The following is a 21,888-nucleotide window of genomic DNA, read 5'->3' on the forward strand; positions in this document are numbered from 1 at the left end:
AGCTATGGCTAGGCTGCTGCCGAAGGTAGTCAAAATGGCCGCTATCTTGCGGGTTCCGGCATGGCGGAGAGCCTTGCTTTGTCACCGTGTGGCAGCTGGCGCTGAACACTTGTGCGTGCTGCGCCAGCTCGAAGGGTGTCAGTTGGTGTTCGATATCGGCGCCAATCGGGGGCAGTTCGCGCTGGTGGCGCGGCAGTGCTTTCCCAGTGCGCGCATCGTCTCCTTCGAGCCGCTGCCGGGGCCGGCGGCCATTTTCCGCCGGGTGTTCGCGCAGGATGATGCGGTCACGCTGCACGAGGCGGCCGTAGGGCCGCAAGTCGCGCGGGGCATGATGCATGTCTCGGCGCGGGACGATTCGTCTTCCCTATTGCCGATTGCTCCGCTTCAATCCTCGTTGTTTCCCGGCACGGCCGAGGTGGGTACGACAGAGGTTGCCGTGGCGCCGCTTGATAGCTTCGTCTCGGCGGCGGATATCGCTATGCCGGCGTTGTTGAAACTGGACGTGCAAGGCTTTGAGCTGGTGGCACTGGCCGGTTGTGCACCGCTGCTGGCGCATTTCGATTGGGTGTACTGCGAATGTTCCTTCGTTGAGCTGTATGCCGGCCAGAAGCTTGCGGCGGATGTGATCGAATGGTTGTCGGCCAAGGGACTGCGCTTGTGGGGAATGTTCAATCCGGTGTATGACAGCCATGGCCGGGCAGTACAGGCTGATTTTCTGTTCGGTCGCCTATAGAGAGAGTTGTTTGAGATGACAATTGTTGATTACGGCTTGTCTTGGGATGCGTGGGCCAACGTCATATCGTTGATCGAGCGCATGATCGAACAGCGGGGGTTTCGTCGTATCGTAGAAATCGGTGGGGGAGCAAACCCGACGTTATCGCTCGAATTTGTCGAGCGTCACGGTCTCGACTATGCGCTGTTAGATATCTCTCAGACTGAATTGGACAAGGCGCCCACGGGTTACGTGAAAATTCTTGCTGATATTTCGGCGGTAGAATTTTTTGTGCCTGGCGGATATGATTTTGCGTTCAGCCGGATGCTGGCCGAGCATGTTTCAAGCGGCGTGCGATTTCACCGGAATGTAAGGTCACTGTTGCGCGATGGGGGGGTGGCATTTCATTTCTTCCCAACGTTATTTGCGCCGCCCTTTGTGGTTAATTACCTCTTGCCGGAAACTTTGGCCGAGCGATTGCTGCATTTTTTACAACCCGGTCGCGAGCGGTCAGGCAAACAGGGCAAGTTTCCTGCCAGATACAGTTGGTGCCGCGGCCCACTCAAGTCGCAGATCAAGCGATTTGAAAGCGTCGGCTTCATGGTGGAAAAATATTCCGGCTTTTTCGGGCACCCGGCGTATTAGGCGTTGGTGCATAAATCGGCTGGATGCGCCATTCTATGCGGTCCATCCAGCCTGAAGAGAGAGTAGCGTGTGTCGAAGCCGGGGTTGCCGAAGAGCCAAGCGGCCAAAGCCGAAGATAAATACCGGGTGACGAACTGGCCGGATGACGACCGTACGCTGGTGCGGCGAGGCGATATGACGGTGGGGTTCGAGGAAGACTTCTTGCGTCGTCACTGGCACGGGAAAGCGACCGGCAACCGGGGGAAGCCGTTGAAATACGCGGATACAGCGATTCAAACCTTGCTGATGCTCAAGGCGGTGTTTGGATTGCCTTACCGCGCGGTGGAAGGTCTGGCGGGTTCGCTGATGCGCCTGATGGGCGTGGCATTGCCGGTCCCGAATCATACCCCAATGTCGCGGCGCGCGAAGCGCCTGGAGGGGGCCATGCCGCGGCGGGAACGGCCGGGGCCGGTGCATCTGGTGGTGGATTCGACGGGGCTGAAAATCGACGGCGAAGGCGAGTGGAAAGTCCGCCAGCATGGTGCAGGCCAGCGCCGGACCTGGCGCAAGGTTCATTTGGCGGTGGATGGCAACGCCAAGGACGTGATCGGCGTGGAGGTCACCCCGGTCGAGTGGGCGGATGGCGAGGTGTTCGAAGGCTTGGTGGAGCAAGTCGAAGGCCCGATTGAACAGATCGACGGCGATGGCGCTTATGACACCTGCAGTGCCTAGGAGGTTGCCGTCTCGCGGGAGGCCCGGTTGGTTGTGCCGCCGCGTGACAATGCCGTTCCGTGGGAAGACGGTCATCCGCGGAACGACGCGCTGCGGCAGATCGCTGAGCAAGGCATGGCGGCGTGGAAGAAAGCGACGGGCTATCACTGCCGCAGCCTCGCGGAAAATGCCATGTACCGCCTCAAGCAACTGTTCGATGGCAGCCTGGCCTCCCGCCTGTTTGAAACCCAAGTGACCGAAGTCCATGTGCGTATCGCCGCGATGAATGTCATGACCTACCTCGGCATGCCGATTTCGGTTCGGGTAGGGCGCGTTCCCTCCTGAGGAAAGCTGGGGTAAGGGAAATGTTGCCTTTGGTTAATTTATGCACCAACGCCGGCGTATTATCGAAAAATTCCTGTTCTATATCGTTTCCACCTGCGTTTATGTGTATGGTTGAAACGCCATCCAGTTGCTGCTTTGACCAGCTTTGCACAAGTGATTTTGATTAAGCATTAGTAAGTTAATAATAATAAAATGTAAGTGCAGGGTGGGCGGCTTATTTGTCTTTTGCGCGGCGTTAAAGCAATCGTTTGACAATGGAAGTGTTTCGAGTCACCCTCAGCGTGTTTTTTATTACGATCTGATAGCCAGTTCAACGGTAACTGTTAACGCCCATGAGGATTCTCATTTACAGCATCAATTTTGCGCCGGAACTCACCGGCCCCGGCAAGTATACGGGCGAGTTGGCCGAATGGTTGGCAGCGCACGGCCACCAAGTGCACGTGGTGACCGCGCCGCCTTATTATCCGGAATGGCGTGTACACGACGGGTACTCGGGCGGGTGGTATCGGCATACCTTCATTACGGTGGCTCCATCGCAACCTGCTTCTTCAGAACCGGAGAATAGGGCGGGAAGGAAGTGCTCTTTCCCGCAGGGAAGCATCAGAGTCTGGCGCTGTCCATTGTGGGTTCCCAAGCAGCCATCGGGACCGAAGCGGCTGCTGCATTTGGCGAGTTTTGCGGTGAGCAGTTTCCCGGTGATGTTGAGGCAGGTATGGTGGCGGCCGGCAGTGGTATGGGCGGTCGAGCCGCCTTTGTTCTGTGCACCCACGGCCTGGCTTACTGGGCGGCTTTGCGGCGGAAAGTCCTGGCTGCATGTGCAGGATTTCGAAGTAGATGCTGCCTTCGACCTCGGTCTGTTACGTTCCGGCTTTTGGCGGCGCGTCGTTTCAAAGATCGAATGCTGGTTGATGCGTCGCTTTGATCGTGTTTCGACCATTTCGGACAAGATGATCCAGCGCTTGAGTGACAAAGGCATCGCGGAAGGCGTACTGTTCCCCAACTGGGTGGATACGGATCGCATCGTTCCTCTTTCGGTTTCCAGTCCTTTCCGGTGCGAGCTTGGAATTGCCGACACCGATGTCGTTGCACTCTATTCGGGGAACATGGGGCGAAAACAGGGGTTGGAACTGCTGGGAGATGCGGCCCGGTTGCTGGAAGGGGAAGCTTTGGGGCAAGGGGAGGTGTTCGGGAAGGGGGCTTTGAGTGGGGAGACGGAAGTTCGGCGTTTGTTGTTCGTGTTCTGTGGTAATGGCCCGGGGCGCAGTGAATTGGAAGCGGAGTGCGCGGGGTTGTCCAACGTGCGTTTTCTTGATTTGCAGCCCGTGGAGCGTTTGAATGATCTGTTGAATCTGGCTGATATTCACCTTCTGCCGCAGCGGGCGGATGTGGCCGATTTGGTCATGCCTTCGAAACTGACGGGAATGTTGGCGAGCGGCCGTCCCGTAGTGGCCACTGCGAAACCGGGAACGCAGTTGGCTCGAGTAGTCGAGGGCAAAGGCATAATCGTGGATCCCGGTGACGCCGTCGCCTTGTCGCGTGCAGTCGCTACGTTAGCCAGTGACCTCGACTTGCGGCGACGGCTGGGAGAGGCGGCACGCAGCTACGCTCTCGCCCATCTCGGGAAGGAGGCTTTGCTGACGGCGTTCGAAAACTCCCTTTCCGAGCTCGCCGGTCAATAGGCGCCCCGCTGGTTCAGTACGACGTTGATGGTCTTGAATAGGATGGCAATGTCGTACCAGATCGACCAGTTCTGCACATACCAGGCGTCCAGGCTCACCCGTTCGTTGTAGCTGGTATCGTTTCTGCCGCTGACTTGCCACAGGCCCGTGATACCCGGGAATACTTGCAAGTATAGCCGGGCATAATCGCCATAACGGTCGAGTTCGGCGCTTACCACGGGGCGGGGACCGACCAGGCTCATCTCGCCTTTGATGACATTGATGAGTTGAGGAAGTTCGTCCAGGCTGGTTTTGCGTAGAAAGCGGCCGATCGGAGTGATTCGAGGGTCGTTTTTCAATTTGAAATCTTTTTCCCATTCGGCCCTGGCGCCGGCATCTCGTGCAAGAAGGTCCTGGAGCACTTTGTCGGCGTCCATTCGCATAGACCTGAACTTTAGGCACCGGAACGATTTGCCGTTGCGGCCGATGCGGGTGTGGCCATAGAAGGCTTTGCCTCCGTCGCGCCGGATTAGAAACGACATCAGCAAAAAGAGGGGCGCGAGTAACACGAGCAGCAGGCCGGCTACGACTACGTCGAATGTTCGCTTGAACCAGGCATAACCGGGTTGCGCAAGGTTGTTCCTTACCGTCAGGAATATCACTTCATGGCTGAAGAAGTGCGATATTTTGGTGCCGAACAAAGGCAAACCACGAATGGCGGGAACGATGTGAAGCTTGATTTGTGTGGCGAGGAGATGATTGACCAGCTTCTGATTTTCCGGTTCGACCAGTGAATCCATGGCGACAATGACATAAGGGTTGCCGAGTTCTACGATCAGGGTATCGATGGGTTTACGGGAGGCAAAAATGGGAAAAGACTCGTCTCCGATCCTGAGGGAGGGAGGTTCAATTCGAGTTTTTCGCCATAGCGAGGCCATGACCGACTCGTTATCCGACTCTATTACGGATTTCTGTACTGTCGCTACTTGGGCAGAGGTTGGATCGCCGTTATTTTTTTCGGTTTCCACGAATCCGAGGATGCGATAGCCTAGGCTCCTCTCGTCCTTGATCGCCAGATAAGCTTCGCGCGCATTCTGGCCTGCGCCGAGAATAACGGCGGAGCGTTGCCATAAGCCGAGGCGGTCGAGCAGCCACCGCGTGCTGGCCCGCCCGACTGGGATCAAAAGGAAATTGGCGCTCCATACCAAGAGATAGAGACTGCGGCCCTGGGAGAGACCAGTGATGAAGTTGCTTGCGCCCGCAAGCAGGGTCATGATGAAAACGACGCGCGTGATTTCCCGCAGTTCATCCCAAAAAGGCCGGCGGAGTCGGTAGTGTTCCAATAGCCAGAACCACAGGAGGGTGATCGCTATCATCAGGCTGTAACATGCGAATGGGGCAGGGTACGGTGCCACGCCGGAGGGGCTCTTCTGGTTCCCGAGCCAAGCGATGGCGAGAAATGTTCCATGTAGAAGCAAGATATCCGTTCCGGCAAGAACGAAGTCCGCAATTGGGTAGGACGATGGGAGTCTGGGGATGTCGGGCACATCCGCCATTGTGTCTTTCGATATTCGCCGTTGACGAATATGAGTGAGGGCAACGACGCTGCCCAGGTAGGTTGCAAACGCGCCGATCAAAATGAGGATTATGACGTATTTATTATTGAATGATTCGTGAACGTTCTCCAGATCTATCGCGAATCCAAGTACCGGTTTGATGGCTTCGTTGATTTTGCTTAATGACAAAGATAAATTTGTCTCGGATAGAACGGAGAGATCAACAAAAATAACAGAAATCAGGAAAAATAAATATACGAAAGTAAAAAAATAACCGACGCTATTCCTTGCTTTTTGTGGGGAGGTTCGTACGTCAATTGTTAAGGTTGAGGAATGCATATCTTATATCTGCGATGAGAAGGCAGGTGCCTTGTTACTGAGTAAAGGGACCTCGAAAAACCACGGCTTCAGACAATCCGCCGTCTAAAAATCAGCGACTTACCGTGGTCAAGTTGGCGAGATGTAGGGTTTTTCGAGGTGCCCTAAAGTCATGCCGCCCGTTCTGTCGGCCCGCTGAAGGCGAGCACGGCTGTTCTCTCTCGTCGGCTTTGTGCCGGAGGGAGGTGGGCCAGAGGATATGACATCGTCTTCGGAAAACAGCCGGTTACCAACGGTCATATGCATTCCTCTCATTCAGGGATGGCCGCAGTGAAGGAATGGCTCATGGCGAGCCGTTGCATTCATTCGTTTGACACCTCCCGACATTGCACCATTCGGGTGCGCAGCATGCAAATCGGCCTGTCCGCCGATTCAGCGTCATCTGTGCGGGAGCTTACCGCGATAGGTGATGTATGAGTGTAGCCGCTGTCTCCGTCGTTTCAAGCTCGAAAAGCGATGTTAAAGGGTCCTATCGAGTGACATCTGTGTTTTGGCGAGAGTCCGAGCCGGCTGTCAGAGGTTCTGGTTGTACCAACCATTCTCCAGGTGCGAGAGGGGGCGAGAAGGTGGAGTCCGGCCGAAGCCATGGAATCAGCGGCGGGGGGGGTTGCCACTGGGAAATCGAAATGTTCTTCAACATTTTGAATAGACGGCTGCAAGGTCGACGCCCTGCACCTGTCGGCGATGCGTGCCGTGGGACCAGGGGGCCTTACCGCCTTCTAGCAGTTCGGTCTGCGCTCCCCCAATCGGTCTACCGCCGGCGGGGCTTGTCGGTATGGTACAGGTATTGGCGTTTTTACAGGCGGAGCCGCTCCCGCGAATAAAGACGCTTCCGCCGCGAATAGGAAGCGAGAAAAAATCCTTCTGGCTATTGACACTTTTTTCTGCGCATCTCCACTGGAAGGCGTAATTGTTCGTTCAAACCATGTTTCACTTTCTCCGGGGGGACCCTGTCATGAAGGTTGCATTCACTCGACTCACGATGATTTTTTCCTTGCTGATCCCGTTGCTGATGCCGTCGATGGGTTCCGCGGCGCCGTCCAAGGCCTCGCTGTCGGATGCGGACAAGCAGTTGATCCGAAACGCCAGGCAGGCCGTCAAGGACCAGGCCGCAAGCCGCATCCAGGCACTTCGGGCTGCTTGGATGGCAGGCACGATTTCGAAGGGCGAATATAAGACCCAGGTTCGGGAGGTCCAGGCCAACCAGAATGGTTTGCTGAGCTCCCTGAGCAGCAGCGCCAACCAGAAGGAGCTGGTCGCTGTGCTGGACGGATTCAGCGGGACACAGGCGGAATCCCTGTCAGACGGTTTTTCTAGTCGTAACGGCTGGAACTACAAATGGCTCGTAAGTTGGATCAGCTGGCTGCGTGAGTACGCCAGCAACGGCCGGATCTTCTGATTCTAACGGAGAGGATTGGGACTCGCCGGGTCCGCCCGACCCGGCGAGTTTATTGTGCGCGGAATGCAGACGGCTTGTGGCTTTGGTATTTGACAAGGGGTTGTTTGCGGTTCTGTTGGCCTTGATCTTTTGGCTGCCACTGCCCTGGGGCAGCAACTGGGAAGGGGCTGTTTATTTTTTTTCCAGCATCGCATTCGTGCTCGGAGCGGGTTGTTGCCTGTTGTATGCTCACGGTGGTCTTCCGCTCACGACCGCGTTTCGCAAGGCGTGGCCTGCTATGCTTCTGATCGGCGCGAGTGTCGTCTGGGTGGCTTTCCAAGGCTCCACATGGTTTTCCGATTTGGCGGAAAAGTGGGGTCCTCGGGCTGCACTGGTCTATCCGGATGCGCGCCAGATCGATCCCGGGCTTTTGTTTTCTTTTAGTACCGATCCGTACTACACCCGCCTCGCAGCATTCCGGGGGGCTGCCTATCTGGCCATGTTCGCGATCATTCTGTTGCTTGTCCGCGATCAGCCGAGGGTCCGGTGGCTGGCCTATACGATGGTGAGCTGCGGGGTCTTCGAAGCCTTGTACGGTTCGGCCAAGTCATTGACGGGACTGGAGTTCGGTTTCTTCGGCAAGGAGATTGGCAAAGCCGTCGCGACCGGCACCTTTGTCCACCGCAATCACCTTGCCGGCCTCCTGGAGATGACGTTGGCGGTGGGGGTTGGCTTGTTGATTTCCGGCAGGTATTCCTCTCCCGGTGGCAACTGGCGCGATTGGCTGCGAGGGCTGGCGACCTTCCTGCTCAGCGAGAAGGCACCTCTTCGCATCGCGGTCGTGATCATGGCGGTCGGTTTGGTGCTCACACGGTCTCGCATGGGGAACGTGGGGTTCGCGGCTTCCTTGACCATCGCCGGCGCCGTCTACTTGCTGTTTGTGCGATCCTCGAAGTTCTCGAGAGGTCTCGTGTTGGTCTTCTTCTTGAGCATAGTGCTCGTCGATGTCCTGGTCATCGGCAGTTATTTCGGAATCGAAGAAGTGGCGCGGCGCTTGGAGCAGACTACGGTAGTGGAGGCGTCGAATCGGGTCGATCTGTTCGACTATGCATTGCCATATGTGTCGGACTACCTGCCGTTCGGTGCGGGAGCGGGTTCCTTCGTGGCGTCTTTTCTGCCTTATGGCGGGCCGGAGGTGGTCACTCCTTACGATCATGCCCATAACGACTATCTGGAGTTTCTCGGCGAATGGGGGATAGGGTTTCTGCCCATGGCGCTCGCTGTGGCGTTGAGTCTGGTGGTTGCGTTGTTTGCGCTGCGTCAGCGGCATGACGCTGTGCTGAAGGCTGCGGCTTTTGCCTCGTTCATGGGTATCCTGGCGCTATTGATACATTCATGCGTTGACTTCAATTTGCAGATACCGGCAAACGCCGGCTTCTTTGTTGTGCTCATGGCGTTGGCATGGGTTTCAGCTTTTAGTCATCCGCATCGCGATGCTAAGACATCTCCAACTGTGGATGCCAAGTATGGAAGCAGATCGCTCCGAAGGAGACGGCAGTGAGCAGGGAACGAAGGCATATCTTCTGCCGCGGGGTCCTACTGTTCGGTCTGTTTGCAGCGATACCCGCTGTAAGGGTGGTTGCTGGAGGTATGGGGGCAAACGCTCCAAGCGGGTATAGTTCGTATGTTTCTCCCTTGGTATCAGGAGGTGCGGATAGCCCTTATCTTCGGACTCGCCCCATCCTGGATACTGGGGGAGCGCCGACCGAGGGTGCAGGCTGGCTGGAAGGGTTTCGGCTGCCATTATTGACGCGAATCCGTGTGGGCGAATATTACGACGACAATGTCTTTTATAGTAATCTGAATCGCCGGTCTTCTTTCGTCACTGTCGTGAACCCGCAATTTTTGGTTCCGATGCGTTTTGGTAAACAGAATTTGGGGTTGGGTTATTCCTTTCGCGGCAGCATTTACGAAAATGCCTCGCAAAACAATTATGTCGATAATTATCTCAATGCGTTTGGGGATCTGGAATTCAATCACCGTGCCAGGCTAATGTTGAACGGCAGTCTGGTCTTTGCTCACGATCCGATCGGCACTATGTTCAGTCAGGGTAATGTGGCCAATTTGCTGAGCGAGCCCAACGAATGGCATGAGGAGACTTTCGGAGCACAGTTCCGCTATGGGGCGAACAAGGCAAAAGGACGCTTTGACCTTTACTTCAATTTTGTGAGCAGAACCTACGATAACCATCCGTTGCTCACCAAGGGCAGAGACGTCAATGGCTATACGCTCGGAGGTACGTTTTACTATCGGGTGATGCCAAAAACCTCGCTATTGGTCCAAGTGGACCAGATTTTGTCAGACTATCAGTACACTCCACCGGGTGCACCGTCATTGGATAGCCTGCAAGGTCGTTACTTGGCGGGTGTATTGTGGGAACCCACTGCAAAAACGACGGGTTCGCTCCGTGCGGGATACCTGACCAAGGACTTCAGCGATTCATCGCTGGGGGCCTTTGGTTTGCCGACCTATGAAGCCGCGGTTTCCTGGGCACCCCAGACCTATTCCACGTTTCGACTCGCAGCGTCGAGAATCGCTAACGAATCGGTTTATTTAGGGGCGTCGTTTAGCGACAGCCAATATTACGCTTTGTCCTGGAACCATGTGTGGCTCGAACGTTTCAGCAGCCGCCTCGAAGTCAATGCCCGCGAAGATAAGTACCAAAACTCGGACATCAACAACAGGGGTTATGGCGTGTTTGCGGGTTTTTATTACAAACCTCAACACTGGCTGACGACGGGGCTTAACTATTTCTACAATCAGCGGCGCTCGACTCGGAATCAATACGACTATGACCGAAACATGATAGAGCTGAATTTTCAGATGAATATGTAGATATTCAGCGGTGATAATAATATCATGTACCTCTCTTCTTGCTGAGGGATACCTGCATTGGGTTTTGGTATTGTTTTCTTGGCTCTCAAGCAGACGCAGTTATTGTATCCGGGTATGGATTTTTTATCTGCGGGCGCGATGTGCTGATTCTGGGCCGGAATGAAGAAAGTCGATGAAACGGATTATTTATTTCGTTTGTTTGTTGGTTGCAGTGATCCCGTTCTATTGCCATGGCGAGGAACGTCCTGCGGTGTCTGACTACCGTTTGGGTTCGGGGGATTTGATCAAGATTTACGTCCTCAATGAGGAAAACCTCAGCATGGAAGTCAGATTGAGTGACGCTGGGACGATTTCCTATCCCTTTCTTGGGGAAATCCATGCGTTGGGGCGCACTGTCAGCGAGCTTGCGGCTGAAATCACTCGTGGTCTGAAGGGGCCTTATTTAGTCGATCCTAAGGTTAGCGTCAGTGTGGTCGAGTATAGAAAGTTTTTCATCGGGGGAGAGGTAAAAGCACCGGGCGGTTATCCGTTTCAGCCGGGTCTTACCATACAGAAGGCGGTGGCTTTGGCAGGTGGCTTTACGGAAAGAGCATCAAGCGACATCGTAGTGATCCACGAAGATGATCCTATGCAAACGCCGGTAGATGCGAATCTGATGACGCCGGTGCGGCCTGGGGACGTCATTACCGTTAAAGAAAGTTTTTTCTGATTCATGCCAGGCATCGTATCGCTTCCGATTTCTTCACTTCGTCATGAATGACAAGCCAATCTATTCGCCGATAGTTCAGAGCAACTTTCCCCAAGTGGTCAATCCTCCATATGAAGGAGGTGGTTATCAAGCAGACGAAGAAGAACTCGATCTGAGACGCTACTGGAATGTCATTCGCCGCCACTTATGGGGCATTCTGGGCCTTGCGGGTTCGGTATCGGTGCTGACCTTCCTGATTTTGTTGTCAATAACGCCGATTTATCGGGCGACCGCGACTTTGATCATTGAGCCGAAAGAGCAGAAAGTTGTGTCGGTTGAAGAGCTCTACGGGATCGACACGAAGAGCAAGGAATACTACCTCACTCAGGCAGAGATTCTAAAATCCCGCGCTATTGCAAGGAAGGTGGTCGAAGCCTTGCAGCTGGGCTCGAATCCGGAATTCATCGATGAAGAGGAGGATGTGGCGGAAGGGCGGGAAGAGATTGGGCCAGTGGGACCATACGGTCCGCAAATTCCGACCCAAGTGGTCGGCGAAGGCGCTTCCACTGAGCCGGAGGGAAACAGCGAGGACGCGGATCTTGGAGGATGGAAATCCTGGCTGGACTGGCAGGCGTGGTGGCCGTTCGTTGCATCAGTGTCGAGTATGTCGGTCGATGAGAAAGGTGATCCGCTCGATGCCGTGACTGACAAGTTCCTGGAACGTTTAACCGTGATACCGGTCCGCAACACCCAGTTGGTGCAGATATCGTTCGATGCCGCGAGTCCGGAGCTTGCGATGCGGGTCGCAAACGCGGTGTGCGATGCCTACATCGATATCAACTTGGACGCGCGCTCGGAAGGGACCCAATTGGCGTCGAAGTGGCTCGCGGCGCGTCTGGAAGGGTTGCGCCAGAAGTTGGCGGAGTCGGAGCGTCGGTTGCAGGCCTATTTGGAGAGCCAGAATCTGGTCGATCTCCAAGGCAGAGCATGGAGAGGAGAGGCAGATGCGGGCGCTTCTGGTGTTTCGTCCTTGAGCGCTAGCCAATTGAGTGACTTGAACGTGAGATACATCGAAGCGCGCAAGGCGCGGTTGGAGGCTGAAACCCTTTACAGTCAGATCGCCAATCTCGGCGGAGCGGTTCCGGAGAATATCGAGAGCATGCCGGCCATCTATGGGGATGAGACCATACGCAAGCTCAAACAGCAGGAACATGAGGCGCTCACCCGGGTCAATGAGTTGGCCAGCCGCTATGGTGAACAGCATCCGGAGCGGGTGACTGCGGAGACGCATCTCGAGTCGGTACGCGCGGCATTGAAGAAGCAGATTGCCAGTGTGGCCGCCCGTCTGAAGCAGCAGATCGCTGCGGCTTATGCCAATGAAAATGCCCTGGCCAGTCAGATCGATTCGATCAAGAATGAATTGCAGGGGATTGCCCGAAAAGAAAGCGTGTATCGCGAATTGCAGCGTGAGGTGCAGTCCAACCGGGAGCTTTACGATATGTTTTTCAAACGCCTCAAGGAGACGTCCGAGGCTGGCGACTTGCAGCCATCCAACGCCCGCGTCGTGGACGCCGCGATTCTGCCCAAGTTTCCGGTCAAGCCGAACAAGAAACTGGGCGTGGTCATCGCTTTTCTCCTTTCTCTGATGGCCGGAATCGGCCTCGCTTTCCTGCTCGATTTCATGGACAAGTCTTTCCGGAGTTCGGAGGAGGTCGAGCAGAAGTTGGGGCTTCCCTTGTTGGGCTTGGTACCGCTGGTGACACAGAAGCAGAAACAGGGGGCCAAGGATGACATCTCCAGGGTGTTTCTGGACGACCCGCGCGGCAACTTCGCAGAATCGGTGCGCACGATTCGTACCGGCATCATGCTCTCCGCCCTGGACGATCCGCGCATGAGCATCCTGGTGACATCCTCTGTCCCAGGCGAAGGGAAGTCGTCGATTTCGATGAGCCTCGCCTATGCGCTGGCTCAGCTCAATTCCAGGGTGCTGGTGGTGGAGGCCGACCTGAGGCGGCCCAACCTGGCCAAGCGCTGCGGCCTGTCAGCCAAGATGCCGGGGCTGTCGAACCTGGTGGCCCAGACGGCGACGCTCGAGGAATGCATCCATCATTACGAAGCGGGTAATATCGATCTGATGCCGGCCGGCATCGTGCCGCCGAACCCGTTAGAGCTGCTGTCTTCGCACCGCTTTGCGGAAGCGATGACTGAGCTCGAGAGCGAGTACGACGCGATCATCCTCGACGCGCCGCCGATGCAGCCGGTGAGTGATGCGCTGGCGTTGTCCAGGCTGGTCCGTTCGGTGATCTATGTGGTCCAGGCGGAAAAAACGCCGGTGCACATGGCGCGTTCGGGCATCGACCGGCTGCGCAAGGTCCGTGCTCCGGTGACAGGGGTGGTTTTGAGCCAGTTGAACCTGGAAAAAAGCCGGCGCGGTTACAGCAGCTATTACTACAGCGACTATTATTACGGGAGTTACAAGCAGGAAGGCGCCCACGAGTGAGAAACGTGTACTAACGGTTAAGAAAGCAGTGTCACACAACATGTCCTCTCTCTCTGGGAGAGATCGATATGCGCCATGCGCGCCGGATTGTTCCCCGGAACCTACAGGTAGGGTGGGTAAGCGTAGCGCATCCACCTCCCTGCTGACTCGGAGAGCGGCGGAGCTGACTCGGAGAGCGGCGGAGCTGACTCGGAGAGCGGCGGAGCTGACTCGGAGAGCGGCGGAGCCGATATTTGGCGGATGCGCCGCCGCTTATCCGCCCTACGATCCCGATAGGTTCCTGGGTAGGGTGAGGGCGATCAAACAATGACATTGCTTTCTTAACGACTAGTAACCTGGTCGTACCCTAAGCAAGACTGCCGTTTTGGAGCTTTGAATTCCCATGATCGACCTTCATTGCCATCTGTTGCCTGCCATCGATGACGGTCCGGAGAATCTGGCCCAGGCCATGGAGCTGGCCCGGCTTGCGGCGAAGCGGGGTATTCGGCGGTCGGTGGTGACGCCGCATATCCAGCCGGGCTGCTGGGACAACGACCAGGCCGGTATCGAGCGCGTGTTCCGGGCGTTCCAGACGGAGCTGGAACGCGAGGGGATTCCGCTTGAAGTCGGTATGGCGGCGGAAGTCCGCGTGTGCGCCGAGATCATGAGCCTGCTGGCGCAGGACCGGATCCCCTTTCTCGGTGAGTACCGGGGCAAGCGGGTGATGCTGCTCGAATTCCCCCACGAGCAGATTCCGCCCGGCACTGATGTGCTGGTGCGCTGGTTGATGACGCGCGATATCCTGCCCATGATCGCCCATCCCGAGCGGAACAAGGCGGTGCTTCGCGATTTCAGCAAGATCTTCCCTTATGTCGAAATGGAGTGCCTGTTCCAGGTCACCGCCGGTTCGCTGACTGGGCAGTTCGGCGAGCGCTGTGAAGAAAGGGCACTCCAGTTCCTGGAGGAGGGCTGGATCACGGTGGTGGCGTCCGATGCGCACAACGTCAAGCATCGTCCGCCCAATCTGGAGGAGGGGCGGGAGGTGGTCGAGCGTGTGGCCGGGCCGGAAGTGGCCAGGAGACTGGTCGTCGACAACCCGAGCGAAATTCTCGGATTGCCCATCCAATAAGTCAGGAATCCGCATGTCCGCCGTCCTGCGTATCCTGGTGTGCTATCTGCTGGCCGCCGGGTTCTTGTTCCTCGGCTGGACCTGCCTGAAACGGGCGAAGGCCGGCCTCCATGAGGCCCAAGTGGGCTGGCTGTTCAAGGCGTGGACGGCGAACCCGGACAAGGCTCCGTCCGGGGCCGAGCTGAGCCGCATCGAGCGGGTGCTGCGGGGCGCGGTCGTCCTGGATCCCGATAATCCCGTCCTCCACGAACAATTGTGCCAGTTGTACCTGTGGCAGCTCACGCTCGCCCGGGGTGATCCCGACGCGGAAGCCAGACTGAGCGCCAAGGCGACCGCCGAGGCCCGCCGGGGGGTGTCACTGAGGCCGGCCTGGCCGATGGCCTGGGCACGTCTGCTTGGTTTGAAGGCGACTTTCGACGTCCCCGACGACGAATTCAGGCTTGCGCTGAGGCGCGCGACAGCTCTGGGGCCTTGGGATTTTCAAACCAGCCTCGCGGTGGTGGCCGCGGTGCTTCCGATCTGGGAGGAAGTCTCTCCGGAGGATCGCGAAGTGGCGATGAATGCGGCGATCCGCGGTTTCCAGCAGAAGCCGAAGGACATGCTTCCGGTCGTGCAGGAGTCCGGCCGGCTGGTGGAAGTCTGCGCCGCCATGGCCGGCCTGACGGAGCTTCACCAGCAGATCTGTTCGGATGTGATTGAATAGCTGGCCAGAGCGTTCGGGCCATAGAGGACCGTTTCAGGGCTGAAACACCCTGATCCGGTTGGGCTGGATCACCACCTCGTCGCCGTGCTTGATGGCGTGGCGTCCGAACGCTTCGCGGCTGAGTTCCGCTTCCACGGGGCCCTGGCCGTCCTTGCGTTCCAGCTCCACCCGCACCGCGTTGCCGCGCCGCCGGATGTCCCGGACGACGGCGCCGATGCCCGTGCCGCCGCCGATTTCGATTTCGTGGGGACGGGCGAAGAACAAGGCTTGTTCGGCGTCCGACTCCGCTATGCCCGGCAGGTCGATCACCGTATCTCCGATGTGGGCGCGGCCGTCGTGCACCCGGCCGTGGAACAGGTTGACGTCGCCGATGAACTGGCACACGAAAGGCGTGGCGGGATGGTCGTAGACCTCATCCGCCGAGCCGACCTGTTCGATCTGCCCGCCGTTCAGCACCACGACCCGGTCGGCCACTTCCAGCGCTTCTTCTTGGTCGTGGGTGACGAACACCGAGGTGATGTGCAACTCGTCGTGCAACCGTCGCAGCCAGCGGCGCAGATCCTGGCGGACCTTGGCGTCGAGCGCGCCGAAAGGTTCGTCCAACAGCAGAACCTTAGGTTCCACCGCCAGGGCGCGGGCGAGGGCGATGCGCTGGCGCTGGCCGCCGGAGAGTTGGCCGGGATAGCGGTCGGCCAGCCAGTCGAGCTGGACCAGTTCCAGCAATTCATGCACCCGCCGCCGGATTTCGGCTTCTGGCGGGCGCCGGCCGCGCGGGCGCACCCGCAGGCCGAAGGCGATGTTCTCGAACACGCTCATATGCCGGAACAGTGCGTAGTGCTGGAAAACGAAGCCGACCTGCCGCTCGCGGACGTGGCGGTGCGTCGTGTCTTCCCCGTGGAACAGGATCTGGCCGCTGTCGGCGGCCTCCAGTCCGGCGATGATGCGCAGCAGTGTGGTCTTGCCGCAGCCGGAGGGGCCGAGCAGGGCCACCAGTTCGCCGGAACCGATGGTGAGGTCAATGCCCTTGAGGGCCTGGAAGCTGCCGAAGGATTTGCTGATATTGCGGATTTCGATGCTCATGGTCGGTTCAGTCTCGATTCATTCTTCGTCTTTGGCGGCGTCGACCTGCTGGGCCAGCCGCCATTCCAGGGCGCTCTTTAAGGCCAGGGTGACCAGGGCCAGCATCGCAAGGAGCGAGGCGACGGCGAAGGCGGCGGCGCTGTTGTATTCGTTGTAGAGGATTTCCACGTGCAGCGGGATCGTGTTGGTGGCGCCCCGGATATGGCCGGACACCACGGACACGGCCCCGAATTCGCCCATCGCCCGGGCGTTGCATAGAATCACGCCGTACAGGAGGCCCCAGCGGATGTTGGGCAGGGTGATGTGGCGGAAGGTCTGCCAGCCCGAGGCGCCCAGCACCAGCGCGGCCTCCTCCTCGTCGTTGCCCTGGGCCTGCATCAGCGGAATCAGCTCACGGGCGACGAAAGGCACGGTGACGAAGATCGTGGCCAGCACGATGCCCGGTACCGCGAAGATCAGCTTGATGTCGTGCTCGTGCAGCCAGGGACCCAGCCAGCCCTGCATGCCGAACAGCAGCACGTAGATCAGGCCCGACACGACAGGCGACACCGAAAACGGCAGGTCGATCAGGGTGGTCAGCAGGTTCTTGCCGGGAAATTCGAATTTGGCGATGGCCCAGGCCGCGGCCACGCCGAACACCGTATTGAGCGGCACTGCGATCAGGGTGACCAGCAGGGTGAGCTTGGTCGCGGCCAGGGCCATTGGGTCGACCAGCGCGGACGCGTAGGTTTCCCAGCCCTTGGCGAAGGCCTGGACGAACACCAGCGCCAGCGGTATCAGCAGGAATAATGCGAGAAAGACCAGGGCGGCGGCGGTCAGCGACCAGCGCACCCAGGGCGCTTCGCCGCGGGCGGCGTGATGGACATGATGGATGTGCGAGGCGAAGGTGAGCGTTTGTGCGGACATGGCAATAGATTCGGTCATTGTGCCGTTCAGATGCGGGAGCCGCGGCGGGTCTGGGTCCACCACTGCAGCAGGTTGATGGCCAGCAGCAGGGTGAACGAAACCAGCAGCATGGATACCGCCAGGGCGGTGGCTCCGGCGTAGTCGTACTGCTCCAGCTTGGTGATGATGAGCAGCGGGGTGATTTCCGAGACCAGCGGAATGTTGCCGGCGATGAAGATCACCGAGCCGTATTCGCCGACGCCGCGGGCGAAGGCCAGGGCGAATCCGGTCATCAGGGCGGGCGAGAGGGTCGGCAGGATCACCTTGAGAAAGGTCTGCCAACGCGTGGCGCCCAGGCTGGCCGCCGCCTCCTCCAGTTCCTGTTCCAGGTCCTCCAGAATCGGTTGCACCGTCCGCACCACGAAGGGCAGGCCGATAAAGGTCAGGGCGATCGTGACGCCCAGCGGGGTGAAGGCGATCTTGAACCCGGCCTGGGCCGCGAACTGCCCGATCCAGCCCTTGCTCGAATAAAGGGTGGCGAGGGCAATGCCGGCGACGGCGGTGGGCAGGGCGAAGGGCAGGTCGACGAAGGCGTCGGCCAGCTTGCGTCCGGGGAACTCGTAGCGCACCAGCACCCAGGCCACCAGCAGGCCCATGACGGCGTTGATCGCCGCGGCGGCGAGCGCGGCGCCGAAGGTCAGCCGGTAGGACGCCAGTACGCGCGGGGTGGTGACGGCTTCGAAGAATCCGCCCCAGCCCAGGGTGGCGCTTTTGAGGAAGGTCGCCGACAGGGGAATCAGCACGATCAGGCTGAGATAGAGCAGGGTGAAGCCCAGCGCCAGCGGAAAGCCGGGCAGGACGCTGTGTCGCTGGTAGGTCCTCATGTGTTCGTTCGATTCCGGAAAGCCGTGGTTGGGCAGGAGTTTATCCGAGCTTTTTTATATTGTTAAAGAATCAACAGAGCTATTTATATTCCATAATTTTCGTAGGTCACTGGCCTCGATCCAGCTTGACAAGTCATGAACCCGATCGTTAACGTGTTCCGCGCATACCGGAGCTGACCGGACCACCGGAAGCCAGCGTGTCCCTTGGGGGCCGCTGGCTTTTTTGTTGCCCGCAATCCGGGCGGCGCGCAGAACTTGGGGAGGTTTCCATGCCACATTGGTTCGAAGATAACTCGCAATCCGTCGGCCATACGCCCCTGGTGCGCCTCAACCGGGTGACCGACGGCGCGCTGGCCACGGTGCTGGCGAAGATCGAGGGGCGCAATCCCGCCTATTCGGTCAAATGCCGGATCGGGGCGGCGATGGTGAAGGATGCGGAACGGCGCGGCCTGTTGGGGCCGGGCAAGGAACTGGTGGAGCCCACCAGCGGTAACACCGGGATCGCGCTGGCCTTCGTCGCCGCCGCCCGCAACATTCCGCTGACCCTGACGATGCCGGAAACCATGAGCCTGAAGCGGCTGCGCGCTGTCGCCCTCGCTTCGGGCTGAGCCCTGCGCGCCACCGACAGCGCAAACAGGATCAACCAATTACCTGATCACCAATTTGCACAACTTGACGCACACAACTGGCGGCAACATGATCCAGGACGTGACCCACGAGCGCACGATCTACCACGCGGCGCCCCATCGCTTCGAAGCCGGCACCGGCAACATCGCCGACGCCGTCGGTTTGGGGGCGGCGCTGGATTACGTGGAACGCTTGGGCCGGGAAAACCTGGAGCGGCATGAGCAGGAGATACTCGCCTATGCCACGGAAGGGCTGTCGACCGTGCCGGGCTTGCGCATCATCGGCACGGCGGCGGAAAAGGCCGGGGTGATCTCCTTCGTGCTGCAGGGATTCCGCACCGAGGATGTGGGCAAGGCGCTCAACCGCCAGGGCATCGCGGTACGCGCCGGCCATTACTGCGCCAAGCCCATTCTGCGGCGGTTCGGCCTGGAAACCACGGTGCGGCCGTCGTTCGCGCTGTACAACACCCGCGAGGATGTCGACGCGCTGGTCGCCGCCGTGCGGCGCATCCAGGCGGGGAGTGTGGAGTTGGGCCGTTGAGGGGGATATCCTGGATCGGTGATGAGATAATCAGAGTCTGCTAATATTTAACCTTGTGTCATTCGATCGACGCCGGCTGTTCCGCAGCCGGCGTCTTTTTCGCACTCTGAGCGAGCGATCCATGAATCCTGCCTCCCCGCCCCAAACCATCGCTATTGTCGGCGCCGGCTTCAGCGGCACCCTGGTGGCGGCGCACCTGTTGTCCAGGGCGAAGGCGCCGCTGACGATCCATCTGATCGAGCGGGAGCGCAGCCGCTTCGCCCGCGGCGTCGCCTACAGCACCACTGAGGACTGCCACCTCCTCAACGTGCCCGCCGGGAACATGAGCGCTTATCCCGACGACCGCGAGCACTTCCTGCGCTGGGCGCAAGCCCGGGTGGCTGAATTGCTCGACTGCGCCTGCGTCAGCGAAGTGACGGCCGCTGCCTATCTGCCGCGGCGGGCCTACGGCGATTACATCGCCGAGGTGCTGGACGAAGCAGAGCGCGGTGCGGCGCCCGGCGTAGGCCTTGAGCGCCGGATCGACGAGGTTGCTTCCTTGAAGGTCGAGGAGGGAGGCGTCGGCCTCCGGCTGGCCTCCGGCACGCAGCTCCGGGCCGACCGCGTGGTTCTAGCGCTGGGGAATTTCCGCCCCGGCGATCCGTCCGGCGCCGATGCCGCGTTTTACCGCAGCGCCCGCTATCGCGGCGACCCGTGGGGGCCCGATGTATTGGAAAGGCTCCTGCCGACCGAATCCTGTCTCCTGGTCGGCAGCGGCCTCACTATGGTTGACTGGGCCATCACGCTCAATCAGGCCGGCTACCGCGGCGCTATCCATGTGGTGTCCAGGCGCGGCCTGTGGCCCCAGCGCCACAAACCGGGTGCTCCGGCGGCTTTCGGCATCGAACCCTCCGGCCAGGTCGGGGCCGTCCGCGACGGTCTGCACAGCATCCGGGCTTTCATCCGCAACACCGGCGCCGACTGGCGCTCCGTGATCGACGCGCTGCGGCCGGTGACCCAGACGCTATGGAAGAGTCTTGGACTGCCCGAGCAGCGCCGATTCCTGCGCCATCTGCGCACCTTCTGGGACTGCCACCGCCACCGGCTGGCGCCTGGCATCGCCGCGCGGCTGGCCGCGATGCGGGATTCCGGGCAACTGGTCCGCCACGTGGGACGTATCCGCAGCTTTCGTGAGGTGGGCGGTCAGGTCGAAGTCACCATCCGGCCGCGAGGCAGTGATCAAAGCTATGTGTTCAATGTCGACACGGTGGTGAACTGCTCGGGTTCGGAAAGCGATTACCGCAGACTCGACAGCACCCTGGTCAAGGATCTGCTGGGCCAACGCCTGATCCGCCCGGATCCTCTGGCGCTCGGGTTGGATGTCGCCGACAACGGGGCCTTGATCGATGCGGATGGCGTCGCGTCCGCGTTCTTGTTCACCCTCGGGCCGCCGCAGAAAGGGCGTTTGTGGGAAACCACGGCGGTGCCGGAGATACGCGGTCAGGCCGCCAGGCTGGCAGCGGAGTTGCTTAAGAGCGATCATTCGGAGTGCAGCGAAGAGTCGAGCCAGTCAGTGATGGAATGATTTTTTGAGCGGCAGGATCGAAATTTCCGCTGGTCGGCGGAGAGGATTCGGCCGTGATCCGGCTGCCCCGCCCGATCGATCAATCGCGGTCTTCGGCTTGGATGCAGTTGGTCTGGCGAGGCGGTTTCAAATTGAAATGCAAGCGAGCATTTTGAGTCGAATATATCCCGGCCAAGCTCTTTACGACTTTTCCGGGAATCGCCTGAAAATGCCGAGAAGGCGTTCGTGAGTAAAAAACGGGCACCTCTAAAAACCCTGCATCTCGCTAACCTAACTACGGTAAGTCGATGATTTTTAGACGGCGGATTTTCTGAAGCCGTGGTTTTTCGAGGTGCCCAACCCGGGACTGGAGTTGCGGCCTTTTTCCGGGCGGAGCCAGCCATAAAGCCGTCGAGTCTCGGGTTCAGCGCCCATAATGGTCGGCCAGCGCCCGGATTTCCTCATCCGTGAGCTTGGCGGCGAACTGGCTCATGCCCGCGTTGACGTCGTTGTTTCTCTCGCCCGTCTTGAAGCGTTGCAAAGTCTTGGCGAGGTAGTCCCGGTTTTGACCCCGCAGCGCGGGCTGCAGATCCCAGCCCTGGCCGTGGGCGCCGTGGCAGGCCGAGCAGGGCGGGATGAGCCGCTTCCTGTCGCCGCGGAGAATCGCGGGTTCCGGCGCCTCGGCCGCTGCCGGCCGCGGAAGCGCGCCCAGCCATTCGGCCAGGTCCGCCATCTCCTGACGGCTCAGTGCCCGGACCACGGAGGCCATGATGGCAGCGTCCGGTCCCGCCATCCGGTCGGCCTGGTAATCCAGCAGCATTTTGTAGAGGTACAGCGGACGCTGCCCGGTCAGCACGGGCCATTGCCGGTTGTCCGCCAAGCCATCCGGACCGTGGCAGCCGGCGCAGCCGCGCCCGGCGTAAAGGGTGCTTCCCCGTGCGGCATCGCCTTGGGGTTTGGCTGCGAGTTCGCGCTGCCATTCGGGCAGCGGCAAGGCTTCCGCCAGGGCAGCCGTTGCTCCGGCGGCCAGGCCGAACCCCAAAAACAGGCAGGAGAAAGTTTGGCGCATACGG

The 21,888-nt window shown here is 59.1% G+C and carries 18 protein-coding genes and 1 pseudogene; 14 read left to right on the forward strand and 5 right to left on the reverse strand.

Translation table 11 applies throughout. The features are described from left to right. The first annotated feature begins 115 nt into the window (after positions 1-115). The 4 genes and pseudogenes from N4J17_RS11185 to N4J17_RS11200 all read left to right on the forward strand — a co-directional run bounded on the left by N4J17_RS11185 (position 116) and on the right by N4J17_RS11200 (position 4,071). Positions 116-733 (forward strand): FkbM family methyltransferase, encoded by a 618-nt coding sequence (locus N4J17_RS11185; protein ID WP_198324321.1) that lies wholly within the window; start codon positions 116-118, stop codon positions 731-733. A 15-nt stretch (positions 734-748) separates the two neighbouring features. Then, positions 749-1,357 carry a class I SAM-dependent methyltransferase gene (locus tag N4J17_RS11190; protein ID WP_232470769.1) on the forward strand — a complete coding sequence of 203 codons (609 nt, stop codon included), beginning with the start codon at positions 749-751 and terminating at the stop codon, positions 1,355-1,357. A gap of 69 nt (positions 1,358-1,426) precedes the next feature. Beyond that, positions 1,427-2,392 (forward strand): annotated as a pseudogene (locus tag N4J17_RS11195) (IS5 family transposase). A gap of 332 nt (positions 2,393-2,724) precedes the next feature. After that, positions 2,725-4,071: a glycosyltransferase WbuB gene (locus tag N4J17_RS11200; protein ID WP_198323407.1), complete on the forward strand. Its 1,347-nt coding sequence runs from the start codon at positions 2,725-2,727 to the stop codon at positions 4,069-4,071. On the opposite strand, the gene wbaP is transcribed toward N4J17_RS11200, so the two are convergent. Then, positions 4,065-5,945, reverse strand: a complete 1,881-nt coding sequence (wbaP, locus tag N4J17_RS11205; RefSeq protein ID WP_198323406.1) for an undecaprenyl-phosphate galactose phosphotransferase WbaP — start codon at positions 5,943-5,945, stop codon at positions 4,065-4,067. The two genes, N4J17_RS11200 and wbaP, sit on opposite strands and share 7 nt — an antisense overlap. Positions 5,946-6,939: 994 nt before the next feature. Here wbaP and N4J17_RS11210 point away from each other — a divergent pair. The 7 genes from N4J17_RS11210 (at position 6,940) to N4J17_RS11240 (ending at position 15,256) form a co-directional block, all read left to right on the forward strand. Next, a complete protein-coding gene (locus tag N4J17_RS11210; RefSeq protein WP_198323405.1) occupies positions 6,940-7,383 on the forward strand; it encodes a hypothetical protein in 444 nt (147 codons plus the stop codon). Between the two features lie 76 nt (positions 7,384-7,459). Continuing rightward, positions 7,460-8,923 (forward strand): O-antigen ligase family protein, encoded by a 1,464-nt coding sequence (locus N4J17_RS11215; protein WP_277458495.1) that lies wholly within the window; start codon positions 7,460-7,462, stop codon positions 8,921-8,923. Next, positions 8,920-10,257: an outer membrane beta-barrel protein gene (locus N4J17_RS11220; protein ID WP_198323404.1), complete on the forward strand. Its 1,338-nt coding sequence runs from the start codon at positions 8,920-8,922 to the stop codon at positions 10,255-10,257. Before N4J17_RS11215 ends, N4J17_RS11220 begins: the two co-directional genes overlap by 4 nt. A gap of 172 nt (positions 10,258-10,429) precedes the next feature. Next, positions 10,430-10,966: a polysaccharide biosynthesis/export family protein gene (locus N4J17_RS11225; RefSeq protein WP_198323403.1), complete on the forward strand. Its 537-nt coding sequence runs from the start codon at positions 10,430-10,432 to the stop codon at positions 10,964-10,966. A gap of 43 nt (positions 10,967-11,009) precedes the next feature. After that, the gene (locus N4J17_RS11230; RefSeq protein WP_198323402.1) at positions 11,010-13,445 is read left to right on the forward strand and encodes a GumC family protein; all 2,436 of its coding nucleotides are present in this window, start codon (positions 11,010-11,012) and stop codon (positions 13,443-13,445) included. Positions 13,446-13,827: 382 nt separating this feature from the next. Beyond that, positions 13,828-14,553 (forward strand): tyrosine-protein phosphatase, encoded by a 726-nt coding sequence (locus N4J17_RS11235; protein ID WP_198323401.1) that lies wholly within the window; start codon positions 13,828-13,830, stop codon positions 14,551-14,553. A gap of 13 nt (positions 14,554-14,566) precedes the next feature. After that, positions 14,567-15,256: a hypothetical protein gene (locus N4J17_RS11240; protein ID WP_198323400.1), complete on the forward strand. Its 690-nt coding sequence runs from the start codon at positions 14,567-14,569 to the stop codon at positions 15,254-15,256. Between the two features lie 33 nt (positions 15,257-15,289). Here the strand turns inward: N4J17_RS11240 and N4J17_RS11245 are convergent, their stop codons facing one another. From N4J17_RS11245 to cysT, 3 genes are read right to left on the reverse strand one after another with little or no spacing between them, the layout of a single operon-like run. Next, positions 15,290-16,336, reverse strand: coding sequence for a sulfate/molybdate ABC transporter ATP-binding protein (locus N4J17_RS11245; RefSeq protein ID WP_198323399.1), 1,047 nt, complete (start codon positions 16,334-16,336; stop codon positions 15,290-15,292). Between the two features lie 18 nt (positions 16,337-16,354). Beyond that, positions 16,355-17,242, reverse strand: coding sequence for a sulfate ABC transporter permease subunit CysW (gene cysW, locus N4J17_RS11250; RefSeq protein ID WP_198323414.1), 888 nt, complete (start codon positions 17,240-17,242; stop codon positions 16,355-16,357). Between the two features lie 26 nt (positions 17,243-17,268). After that, positions 17,269-18,105: a sulfate ABC transporter permease subunit CysT gene (cysT, locus tag N4J17_RS11255; RefSeq protein WP_198323398.1), complete on the reverse strand. Its 837-nt coding sequence runs from the start codon at positions 18,103-18,105 to the stop codon at positions 17,269-17,271. Between the two features lie 269 nt (positions 18,106-18,374). Here cysT and N4J17_RS11260 point away from each other — a divergent pair, with 269 nt between their 5' ends. The 3 genes from N4J17_RS11260 to N4J17_RS11270 all read left to right on the forward strand — a co-directional run bounded on the left by N4J17_RS11260 (position 18,375) and on the right by N4J17_RS11270 (position 20,836). After that, positions 18,375-18,713 (forward strand): pyridoxal-phosphate dependent enzyme, encoded by a 339-nt coding sequence (locus N4J17_RS11260; RefSeq protein ID WP_346780355.1) that lies wholly within the window; start codon positions 18,375-18,377, stop codon positions 18,711-18,713. A 64-nt stretch (positions 18,714-18,777) separates the two neighbouring features. Next, the gene (locus N4J17_RS11265; protein WP_232470557.1) at positions 18,778-19,272 is read left to right on the forward strand and encodes an aminotransferase class V-fold PLP-dependent enzyme; all 495 of its coding nucleotides are present in this window, start codon (positions 18,778-18,780) and stop codon (positions 19,270-19,272) included. A 121-nt stretch (positions 19,273-19,393) separates the two neighbouring features. Then, the gene (locus N4J17_RS11270) at positions 19,394-20,836 is read left to right on the forward strand and encodes an FAD/NAD(P)-binding protein (protein ID WP_198323397.1); all 1,443 of its coding nucleotides are present in this window, start codon (positions 19,394-19,396) and stop codon (positions 20,834-20,836) included. A gap of 403 nt (positions 20,837-21,239) precedes the next feature. Here the strand turns inward: N4J17_RS11270 and N4J17_RS11275 are convergent, their stop codons facing one another. Beyond that, complete coding sequence (locus N4J17_RS11275; protein WP_198323396.1) at positions 21,240-21,884, reverse strand: c-type cytochrome; 645 nt, start codon at positions 21,882-21,884, stop codon at positions 21,240-21,242. Between the last annotated feature and the right edge of the window lie 4 nt (positions 21,885-21,888).

Origin of the sequence: Methylococcus capsulatus (assembly GCF_036864975.1) — a bacterium.
Classification (GTDB): Bacteria; Pseudomonadota; Gammaproteobacteria; order Methylococcales; family Methylococcaceae; genus Methylococcus.

Bases quoted from the DNA above. Each gene is read 5' to 3' on its own strand.
- N4J17_RS11190 (WP_232470769.1), top strand. From the start codon at position 749: ATGACAATTGTTGATTACGGCTTGTCTTGGGATGCGTGGGCCAACGTC.
- N4J17_RS11200 (WP_198323407.1), top strand. From the start codon at position 2,725: ATGAGGATTCTCATTTACAGCATCAATTTTGCGCCGGAACTCACCGGC.
- wbaP (WP_198323406.1), bottom strand. From the start codon at position 5,945: ATGCATTCCTCAACCTTAACAATTGACGTACGAACCTCCCCACAAAAA.
- N4J17_RS11210 (WP_198323405.1), top strand. From the start codon at position 6,940: ATGAAGGTTGCATTCACTCGACTCACGATGATTTTTTCCTTGCTGATC.
- N4J17_RS11225 (WP_198323403.1), top strand. From the start codon at position 10,430: ATGAAACGGATTATTTATTTCGTTTGTTTGTTGGTTGCAGTGATCCCG.
- N4J17_RS11230 (WP_198323402.1), top strand. From the start codon at position 11,010: ATGAATGACAAGCCAATCTATTCGCCGATAGTTCAGAGCAACTTTCCC.
- N4J17_RS11235 (WP_198323401.1), top strand. From the start codon at position 13,828: ATGATCGACCTTCATTGCCATCTGTTGCCTGCCATCGATGACGGTCCG.
- N4J17_RS11240 (WP_198323400.1), top strand. From the start codon at position 14,567: ATGTCCGCCGTCCTGCGTATCCTGGTGTGCTATCTGCTGGCCGCCGGG.
- N4J17_RS11245 (WP_198323399.1), bottom strand. From the start codon at position 16,336: ATGAGCATCGAAATCCGCAATATCAGCAAATCCTTCGGCAGCTTCCAG.
- cysW (WP_198323414.1), bottom strand. From the start codon at position 17,242: ATGTCCGCACAAACGCTCACCTTCGCCTCGCACATCCATCATGTCCAT.
- cysT (WP_198323398.1), bottom strand. From the start codon at position 18,105: ATGAGGACCTACCAGCGACACAGCGTCCTGCCCGGCTTTCCGCTGGCG.
- N4J17_RS11260 (WP_346780355.1), top strand. From the start codon at position 18,375: ATGCCACATTGGTTCGAAGATAACTCGCAATCCGTCGGCCATACGCCC.
- N4J17_RS11270 (WP_198323397.1), top strand. From the start codon at position 19,394: ATGAATCCTGCCTCCCCGCCCCAAACCATCGCTATTGTCGGCGCCGGC.
- N4J17_RS11275 (WP_198323396.1), bottom strand. From the start codon at position 21,884: ATGCGCCAAACTTTCTCCTGCCTGTTTTTGGGGTTCGGCCTGGCCGCC.